Origin of the sequence: Streptomyces minutiscleroticus, assembly GCF_014650875.1 — a bacterium.
Taxonomy (GTDB): Bacteria; Actinomycetota; Actinomycetes; order Streptomycetales; family Streptomycetaceae; genus Streptomyces; species Streptomyces minutiscleroticus.
In genome coordinates, this window is record NZ_BMVU01000016.1 from 138,862 (window position 1) to 147,958 (window position 9,097).

The 9,097-nt window shown below is 71.9% G+C and carries 8 protein-coding genes; 5 read left to right on the plus strand and 3 right to left on the minus strand.

What is annotated here, in order from left to right:
• The first annotated feature begins 10 nt into the window (after positions 1-10).
• Together IE271_RS18185 and IE271_RS18190 are read left to right on the plus strand one after the other, a co-directional pair.
• Positions 11-727, plus strand: a complete 717-nt coding sequence (locus tag IE271_RS18185) for an ABC transporter permease (RefSeq protein WP_229919394.1) — start codon at positions 11-13, stop codon at positions 725-727.
• Positions 728-991: 264 nt separating this feature from the next.
• On the plus strand, positions 992-1,996 hold the full coding sequence (locus IE271_RS18190) for a COX15/CtaA family protein (RefSeq protein WP_190191394.1): 1,005 nt from the start codon (positions 992-994) through the stop codon (positions 1,994-1,996).
• Positions 1,997-2,069: 73 nt separating this feature from the next.
• On the opposite strand, the gene IE271_RS18195 is transcribed toward IE271_RS18190, so the two are convergent.
• The 3 genes from IE271_RS18195 to IE271_RS18205 all read right to left on the minus strand — a co-directional run bounded on the left by IE271_RS18195 (position 2,070) and on the right by IE271_RS18205 (position 4,745).
• Complete coding sequence (locus IE271_RS18195; protein WP_190191395.1) at positions 2,070-3,176, minus strand: amidohydrolase family protein; 1,107 nt, start codon at positions 3,174-3,176, stop codon at positions 2,070-2,072.
• Positions 3,177-3,334: 158 nt separating this feature from the next.
• Positions 3,335-3,691 carry a hypothetical protein gene (locus IE271_RS18200; protein WP_190191396.1) on the minus strand — a complete coding sequence of 119 codons (357 nt, stop codon included), beginning with the start codon at positions 3,689-3,691 and terminating at the stop codon, positions 3,335-3,337.
• A gap of 94 nt (positions 3,692-3,785) precedes the next feature.
• Complete coding sequence (locus IE271_RS18205) at positions 3,786-4,745, minus strand: heme o synthase (RefSeq protein WP_190191397.1); 960 nt, start codon at positions 4,743-4,745, stop codon at positions 3,786-3,788.
• Positions 4,746-5,090: 345 nt separating this feature from the next.
• Here IE271_RS18205 and tkt point away from each other — a divergent pair, with 345 nt between their 5' ends.
• The 3 genes from tkt to IE271_RS18220 all read left to right on the plus strand — a co-directional run.
• Entirely contained in the window at positions 5,091-7,178 is a 2,088-nt protein-coding gene (gene tkt, locus IE271_RS18210; protein WP_190191398.1) for a transketolase, read from the plus strand.
• Between the two features lie 34 nt (positions 7,179-7,212).
• The gene (tal, locus tag IE271_RS18215; RefSeq protein WP_190191399.1) at positions 7,213-8,331 is read left to right on the plus strand and encodes a transaldolase; all 1,119 of its coding nucleotides are present in this window, start codon (positions 7,213-7,215) and stop codon (positions 8,329-8,331) included.
• Positions 8,332-8,335: 4 nt separating this feature from the next.
• Positions 8,336-9,097 (plus strand): glucose-6-phosphate dehydrogenase (locus IE271_RS18220; protein WP_190191400.1); only part of this gene is annotated, 762 nt, incomplete at its 3' end.

Genomic DNA, 9,097 nt, shown 5'->3' on the forward strand with positions numbered 1-9,097 from the left:
GGTGGCCCGCATGATCGCGGCCCAGGCGGCGCTGGAGACGCGGATGCTGCTGCGCAACGGCGAGCAGCTGCTGCTGACGGTCGTCATCCCGACGCTGCTGCTCGTGCTCTTCAGCTCGGTCGACGTCGTCGACACCGGCGACGGCGAGGCCGTCGACTTCCTGGCGCCGGGCATCCTGGCGCTGGCGGTGATGTCGACGGCGTTCACCGGGCAGGCCATCGCGACCGGCTTCGAGCGGCGCTACGGCGTGCTCAAGCGGCTCGCGTCCTCGCCGCTGCCGCGCTGGGGCCTGATGACCGCGAAGACGGTGTCCGTGCTGGTCACCGAGGTGCTCCAGGTGATCCTGCTGACGGTGATCGCGTTCGCCCTCGGCTGGTCGCCGCACGGCGGCCCGTTCGCCGTGCTGCTCCTGCTGGTGCTGGGCACGGCCGCGTTCTCCGGCCTGGGCCTGCTGATGGCCGGCACCCTCAAGGCGGAGGCCACGCTGGCCGCCGCCAACCTGGTCTTCCTGCTCCTGCTGGTGGGCGGCGGGGTCGTCGTCCCGCTGGAGAAGTTCCCGGACGCCGCGCAGTCCGTGCTCGGCCTGCTGCCGATCGCCGCGCTCTCGGAGGGGCTGCGCGACGTGCTGCGCGACGGGGCCGGCGTGCCCTGGCCGCAGCTCGGCGTCCTGGCGGTGTGGGCCGTCCTGGGGCTGGGCGCGGCGGCGAGGTTCTTCCGCTGGGAGTAGCCGGGAGCGGCGACGGCGGCCCACCGCCGCCGAGGCGTCGGCGTCCGTCGGCCCCCGGGGTGAGATGCGGCACGTCCGGGCGCGGTCACAGGGGCGTACGCGCGTGCCGTACGCCCGGCGGCCCGCACTCGGACGGTCGGCCACGGGGCCGACGAGCTGCGCAAACGGCTCCGCTCCCGGCCGTGTCGGCCACTCGGAGGGCCACCCGGCCGGACGCGCGGCCCCGCGTGAATTCATGCACAAGCCCGGGCCTAGCATGGGGACGTGCCAAACGTGACCCGAGCCGACGTGGCTCAAGCCGCGCGCAACCCGCTCGCCTACATCGCCGCACGCTGGACCCCGGCCCCCCGGACCGTCCGGCTCGCGGCGCTCAGCGCGCTCGTGATGTCCGTGGTGATCGTGGGGACCGGTGGCGCCGTCCGGCTGACCGGCTCCGGCCTGGGCTGCCCGACCTGGCCCAAGTGCACGGCCGACTCGCTCACCAACACCCACGCGATGGGCGTCCACGGCGCCATCGAGTTCGGCAACCGCATGCTGACGTACGTGCTGTGCGCCGCCGTCGGCTGGGCGATCGTCGCCGCCCGCTCCGAGAAGCCGTGGCGGCGCAGCCTGACGCGGCTCGGCTGGGCGCAGTTCTGGGTGGTCATGGGCAACGCGGTGCTCGGCGGCATCGTCGTGCTCGTGGGCCTGAACCCCTACACGGTCGCCGCGCACTTCCTGCTCTCCACCGCGCTGATCGCGGTCGCCACCGTGCTGTGGCTGCGCGTCCGCGAGGGCGACGCCGCCCCGCGCCCGCTGGTCGGCAGGTCGGTGCAGCAGCTGGTGTGGTTCCTGGTGGCCGCGGCGGTGCTGCTGATCGCCGTCGGCACGGTGGTCACCGGCGCGGGCCCGCACGCGGGCGACTCCAGCGACGTGCCGCGTATGCCGGTCGACTGGGAGTCCGTCACCAAGCTGCACGCCGTGCTGGCCTGGATCGTGGTGACGCTGGCCTTCGCCCTGTGGTTCGTCCTGAAGGCCGTCGACGCGCCCAAGGGCCCCCTGGACCGCACCCGCGACCTGTTCCTGGTGCTGCTGGCCCAGGGGCTCATCGGCTACGTCCAGTACTTCACCGACCTGCCGGAGGTCCTGGTCGGCCTGCACATGGTCGGCTCCTGCCTGGTGTGGATCGCGGTGCTGCGCGTCCTGCTGTCGCTGCGCGAGCGCCCGGCCGCGGAGCCGGCGGCGGACCTCCCCGAGCCGGCCGCGCAGTCCTCGCTCACCCGCGCCTGAGCGCCCCGGGCGGCGCCGGAGGACGCCGTACCGGCCCACCCGGCTCGGTCAGGCCCGTCCCGGCCCGCCCGGCTCAGTCCAGCCCGTACACCCGCCGCGCGTTCCCTGCGGCGATCATCTCCGCCACCCGCTGGGCGTCCGCGAGCGACCACGCGCCCTCGGCGACCCAGGTGCCGAGGAGGCGGGCCAGCGCCTCGCGGAACAGGCGCGCGCCCACCACGTGCAGCTCGGGCAGGCCCCGGGCGCCGCTGGAGAAGAGCAGCTTGCCGAACGGGGCGGGCTCCATGATCTCCGAGAGGACGGCCGCCGCACGGGCGCCGGTCCGCACGAGGGCCGCCCCCACGTCCGCGTAGACGTGCGGGAACGCGCCCGCCAGCTGCGCCGCGTGCCGGTGGTACGGATAGCCGTGCAGCAGCACCAGGTCGGTGCCGAGCCCGGCGGTGGCCCGGGCGAAGCCGGTGAGCAGGGCCGGATCGGTGCGCTCGGTGTCCGGGCCGGACTCCCCGGCGCCCGCGTGCAGCTGGAGCGGGCGGCCCGAGGCCACCGCGATCCACAGCAGATGGCGCAGCAGGACGGGGTCCGTCAGCGCGCCGCCCACGGACCGGTCCGCGAGCCAGCGCCCCGCGGCGCCGCGCACCTCGCCGGGCCCGGGCGGTTCGGGCGCGAGCGCCAGACCGTGCCGTACGCCCGCCACGGAGGCGAAGGCGACGGCGTGCGCGGCGGCGCCGTGCACGGACTCGGCGAGGTTGGCGAGGAAGGACTCGGCGGTGCCCGAGGTGTCGGCGACCTGCTCGGCCAGCAGCTCCAGACGGACGATCTCGTGGGCGTCCGCCTCCCCCGCGGAGGCCATCTCGCCGGGGCCCGTGAGGTCGCCGGGCGGCCCGGTGTCGACGAGGTAGGTCGTGATGCCGCTGCCCCGCAGCAGCCGGCGGCCCGTCTCCAGGACGCCGAGCTCCCGGCGGCGGGCGAGGTAGCGGGCCGGCGGGCAGTGCGGCTCCAGGCCGAGCAGCGGCGGGCACCAGCGGCGTACGGCGAACCCGGTCTGGGTGTCGAAGAACGTGGTGCCGGGGGCCGGCGGGCCCTCGGTCCGGGCGAGGTGGGCCTCGAAGGTGCCGAGACCCAGCTCCGTGCGCAGCACGCCGTGACAGTACTGGTCCACCAGGGACGGCGTTTCGATCATCCGGACTCCCCGTGACGGAACCGGCGCCCGGGCACTCCGTGCGCCTCGGGAGTCCTAACGGGTGAACCGGGCGTCAGGTGTTGCTCCGCCCGGCGCACGGGTGCCGGACATCCGTGCGGGCGGCGCCGTCCGGGGTCCGGGCCGCCGCGCGGTCCGGCTCAGCCCTGGCCGGGGTTGCGGGGGCCGCCCACCTGGATGCCCGCCATGCGCGTCCACTCGTAGGGCCCGGTGCGCACCCTGGCGGCGTACTCGCCGTCGAAGGACTCGTGCACGGTGATCCCGGCCCTCTCCACGGCCCGCTCGGCGAGGGCGTGGGTCGGCGCGACCAGGTCGCCCCAGGCGCCGTCCGCGCCGACCAGCACGATCCGGGCGCCGCGCTGCCCGAGGTACTCCACGTGGCCCTCGGCGCCGCCGTGGGCGTCGGCGAAGGCGGTGATCCGCTTGGCGAACCGGGCCGCCCCGCGCTCGGCCTTCTTGTCCTGCGTGCTCGCGTCGACCTGCTGCGTGTCTGCCATGCCCAGGATGCTACCCACGAGTAGATCAACGGACGACGGGCGGGCCGCGTGGCATCGGCCACGCGGCCCGCCCGTCGGCGAGGACAGAGGGGTCTCAGCGCAGGAAGGGGTCCACCGCGACCGCCACGAACAGCAGCGACACGTAGGTGATGGACCAGTGGAACAGGCGCATCTCCTTGAGCTTGCCGCCCGTGACCTCCGCCTTCGCGCGGTTCTGCAGCGCGTGCGCCTCCCACAGCCACCAGCCGCCGGCCGCCAGGGCCACCGCCGTGTAGAACCAGCCCGTGTAGCCCAGCGGGGTGAGGAGGAGGGAGACCGCGACCATCACCCAGCTGTAGATCACGATCTGCCGGGCGACGACCTTGTTGGACGCGATGACCGGCAGCATCGGCACGCCGACACGGGCGTAGTCGTCCTTCACCTTCATCGACAGCGGCCAGTAGTGCGGCGGCGTCCAGAAGAAGATGACCAGGAAGAGGATGACGGGCGCCCAGGAGAGTGAGTTCGTGACCGCCGACCAGCCGATGAGGACCGGCATGCAGCCGGCGATGCCGCCCCACACGATGTTCTGCGCGGTGCGCCGCTTGAGGATCATCGTGTAGACGACCACGTAGAACAGGAGTGCGCCCAGCGACAGCCAGGCGGAGAGCCAGTTGACGGTCAGGCCGAAGAGCAGGGTCGACACGACCGCCAGGGTGATGCCGAAGGCCAGGCACTCGCGCGGGCTGACCATGCCGGTGACCAGCGGACGCTGCGACGTGCGGTCCATCAGCGCGTCGATGTCGCGGTCGATGTACATGTTCAGCGCGTTGGCGCCGCCCGCGGACAGGTAGCCGCCGACGCAGGTGAGCAGCACCAGCGTGAGGTCCGGGACACCCTGCTCCGCCAGGAACATCACCGGAACGGTGGTGATCAGCAGCAGCTCGATGATCCGCGGCTTGGTGAGAGCGACGAACGCCTTGACCCGGGCCCCGAACGGCCGGTGGTTCGTGCTCTGGCTCTGGCTCGTCCCGAGCACTCCCGCTGGACGGGATTCAACGGCCGTCACGCACACCCCTGACAGAGACTCCCAGCGAGCCCTCCCTGTGAACAGCTAGTAAAGGCTCGCGCGTACCACGCCACTGTAGACGTTGCCCAGACCCCGCTCTCCGTGGGGGTGGGCTCGTGTTGGCGGGGAACGCGCGAAGAGCGCAGCGGGACTCGATTGAGCGCTCGGATGACGGGCTGCGTATTCATCTGCCCAATACGGAATACGCCGGTCGGGAGGCGGAACCGGAAGAGTCCCGGCAGTCTGGAATGGCGGGAAAAAACGCACGTTCTTGCGGGGGTAGGCTCGACAACGGCCGGTGGGCGCCGAGCGCACCGGCATTCGACATGTGGAGAGGAGCCCTGACCCAGGGTGAGCACCAAGCCGACCACCACAGACCTCGAGTGGACCGAACTGGACGAGCGCGCGGTGGACACCGCGCGCATCCTGGCCGCCGATGCCGTACAGAAGGTCGGCAACGGCCATCCGGGTACGGCGATGAGCCTGGCACCTGCCGCCTACACCCTCTTCCAGAAGGTGATGCGGCACGACCCGTCGGACACCGACTGGACCGGACGCGACCGCTTCGTGCTGTCCGCGGGCCACTCGTCCCTGACCCAGTACATCCAGCTGTACCTGGCCGGGTCCGGCCTGGAGCTGGACGACCTGAAGGCCTTCCGCACCTGGGGTTCCAAGACCCCGGGCCACCCCGAGTACGGGCACACGGCGGGTATCGAGACCACCACCGGGCCGCTGGGCCAGGGTGTCGCCAACGCGGTGGGCATGGCGATGGCCGCCCGCTACGAGCGCGGTCTGTTCGACCCGGAGGCCGCCGCCGGCACCTCCCCGTTCGACCACTACATCTACTGCATCGCCGGTGACGGCTGCCTGCAGGAGGGCATCTCCGCCGAGGCGTCCTCGCTGGCCGGGCACCAGAAGCTGGGCAACCTGATCCTGCTGTGGGACGACAACCACATCTCGATCGAGGGCGACACCGAGACGGCCGTCTCCGAGGACACCGTCAAGCGGTACGAGGCCTACGGCTGGCACGTGCAGCGCGTGGCGCCCAAGGAGAACGGCGACCTGGACGTGCACGCGCTGTACGCCGCGATCCAGGCCGCCAAGGAGGTCACGGACCGCCCCTCCTTCATCGCGATGCGCACGATCATCGCCTGGCCGGCCCCGAACGCGCAGAACACCGAGGCCGCGCACGGCTCGGCGCTCGGCGACGACGAGGTCGCGGCCACCAAGCGCGTCCTCGGCTTCGACCCGGAGAAGACCTTCGAGGTCTCCGACGAGGTCCTCGCCCACACCCGCGGCGCCGTCGACCGCGGCCGCGAGGCGCACGCCGCCTGGGACAAGCGGCTCGGGGAGTGGCGCTCGGCCAACCCGGAGCGCGCCGCCGAGTTCGACCGGATCGCCAAGGGCGAGCTGCCGGCCGGCTGGGAGGAGAAGCTCCCGGTCTTCGAGACGGGCAAGGGCGTCGCCACCCGCGCCGCCTCCGGCAAGGTGCTCCAGGCGCTCGGCGCGGTCATCCCCGAGCTGTGGGGCGGCTCCGCCGACCTGGCCGGCTCCAACAACACCACGATCGACAAGACGTCGTCGTTCCTCCCGGAGGGCAACCCTCTGCCCGAGGCGGACCCGTACGGCCGCACGATCCACTTCGGCATCCGCGAGCACTCCATGGCCGCGGAGATGAACGGCATCGCCCTGCACGGCAACACCCGCATCTACGGCGGCACCTTCCTGGTGTTCTCCGACTACATGCGCAACGCCGTCCGCCTCTCCGCGCTGATGCACCTGCCGGTGACGTACGTGTGGACGCACGACTCCATCGGCCTGGGCGAGGACGGCCCGACCCACCAGCCGGTCGAGCACCTGGCCTCCCTGCGCGCCATCCCGGGCCTGAACGTCGTGCGCCCGGCCGACGCCAACGAGACCGCGATCGCCTGGCGCGAGATCCTCAGGCGCTGGACCAAGGAGTTCGGCAAGGGCGCCCCGCACGGCCTGGCGCTGACCCGCCAGGGCGTGCCGACCTACGAGCCCAACGAGGACGCGGCCAAGGGCGGCTACGTGCTGTTCGAGGCCGAGGGCGGCGAGCCGCAGGTCGTCCTGATCGCCACCGGTTCCGAGGTGCACGTCGCCGTCGAGGCGCGCGAGCAGCTCCAGGCCGACGGCGTCCCGACGCGCGTGGTCTCCATGCCCTCGGTCGAGTGGTTCGAGGAGCAGGACCAGGGGTACCGGGACTCGGTGCTGCCGCCGTCGGTCAGGGCCCGTGTCGCCGTCGAGGCGGGCATCGGCCTCACCTGGCACAAGTACGTCGGGGACGCCGGCCGCATCGTTTCCCTGGAGCACTTCGGCGCTTCGGCGGACGGCAAGGTGCTCTTCCGCGAGTTCGGCTTCACTCCGGAGAACGTCGCCTCCGCCGCCCGGGAATCGATCGCCGCAGCCCAGCGCTGACGCTGACATACGACACGTAGGAGATGCATTTTCCATGACAGACGCACTCAAGCGCCTCTCCGAAGAAGGCGTCGCGATCTGGCTGGACGACCTGTCGCGCAAGCGGATCACGTCCGGCAACCTGGCCGAGCTGATCGACCAGCAGCACGTCGTGGGCGTCACCACCAACCCGTCGATCTTCCAGAAGGCCATCTCGCAGGGCGACGGCTACGACCAGCAGCTGTCGGACCTCGCCGCCCGGCGGGTCACGGTCGAAGAGGCCATCCGCATGATCACCACGGCGGACGTCCGCGACGCCGCCGACATCCTGCGCCCGGTGTTCGACGCGACCGACGGCCAGGACGGCCGGGTCTCGATCGAGGTCGACCCGCGCCTGGCGCACGACACCAAGGCCACCGTCGCCGAGGCCAAGCAGCTGGCCTGGCTCGTGGACCGGCCCAACGCGCTCATCAAGATCCCGGCCACCCAGGCGGGCATCCCGGCGATCACCGAGGTCATCGGCCTCGGCATCAGCGTCAACGTCACGCTGATCTTCTCGCTGGAGCGCTACCGCCTGGTCATGGACGCCTACCTGGCCGGCCTGGAGAAGGCCAAGGAGCGCGGCCTGGACCTCTCCAAGATCCACTCGGTGGCGTCGTTCTTCGTGTCCCGCGTGGACACCGAGTACGACAAGCGCCTCGACGCGCTCGGCACCGACGAGGCCAAGGCGCTGCGCGGCAAGGCCGCCCTCGCCAACGCCCGTCTGGCCTACGAGGCCTACGAGGAGGTCTTCTCCTCCGACCGCTGGGCGGCCCTGGACCGGGCGCAGGCCAACAAGCAGCGCCCGCTGTGGGCCTCCACCGGCGTGAAGGACCCGGCGTACAAGGACACCCTGTACGTCGACGAGCTGGTCGCGCCCAACACCGTGAACACCATGCCGGAGGCCACGCTGGAGGCCACCGGCGAGCGCGGCGAGATCACGGGCAACACCATCGCGGGGCGGTACGACGAGGCGCGTGCCGACCTGGAGGCCCTGGCGCGGCTGGGCATCTCGTACGACGAGGTGGTGCAGCAGCTGGAGGACGAGGGCGTCCAGAAGTTCGAGGACTCCTGGACCGACCTGCTGAAGTCGACCGAGGCGGAGCTCAAGCGCCTTGCCCCTACGGAGGGCTGACACCTTGGCACCCGTCACTGGAGCGAATCCGCTCCGTGACCCGGCGGACCGACGGCTCCCGCGCATCGCGGGGCCGTCGGGCCTCGTCATTTTCGGGGTCACGGGCGATCTGTCCCGTAAGAAACTGATGCCCGCGGTGTACGACCTGGCCAACCGCGGTCTGCTGCCGCCGGGCTTCTCGCTGGTCGGCTTCGCCCGCCGCGAGTGGGAGCACGAGGACTTCGCGCAGGTCGTGCACGACGCGGTCAAGGAGCACGCGCGCACCCCGTTCCGCGAGGAGGTCTGGCAGCAGCTGGTCCAGGGGATGCGGTTCGTGCAGGGCACCTTCGACGACGACGAGGCGTTCGAACGGCTGCGCACCACGATCGAGGAGCTGGACCGGGCGCAGGGCACGGGCGGCAACTTCGCCTTCTACCTCTCGGTGCCGCCGTCCGCCTTCCCGGTGGTCATCCAGCAGCTGAAGAAGCACAACCTGGCCGACCAGAGCGGCGGCTCCTGGCGGCGGGCGGTCATCGAGAAGCCCTTCGGCCACGACCTGGCCTCGGCGAAGGAGCTCAACGAGATCGTCCACGAGGTCTTCGCGCCCGACCAGGTCTTCCGGATCGACCACTACCTGGGCAAGGAGACGGTCCAGAACATCCTGGCGCTGCGCTTCGCCAACCAGATGTTCGAGCCGATCTGGAACCGGTCCTACGTGGACCACGTGCAGATCACCATGGCCGAGGACATCGGCATCGGCGGCCGCGCCGGCTACTACGACGGCATC

Excerpts from the sequence above, each read along its gene's own strand:
- IE271_RS18185 (WP_229919394.1), top strand. The coding sequence starts at position 11 with ATGATCGCGGCCCAGGCGGCGCTGGAGACGCGGATGCTGCTGCGCAAC.
- IE271_RS18195 (WP_190191395.1), bottom strand. The coding sequence starts at position 3,176 with ATGATCGAAACGCCGTCCCTGGTGGACCAGTACTGTCACGGCGTGCTG.
- IE271_RS18200 (WP_190191396.1), bottom strand. The coding sequence starts at position 3,691 with ATGGCAGACACGCAGCAGGTCGACGCGAGCACGCAGGACAAGAAGGCC.
- tal (WP_190191399.1), top strand. The coding sequence starts at position 7,213 with ATGACAGACGCACTCAAGCGCCTCTCCGAAGAAGGCGTCGCGATCTGG.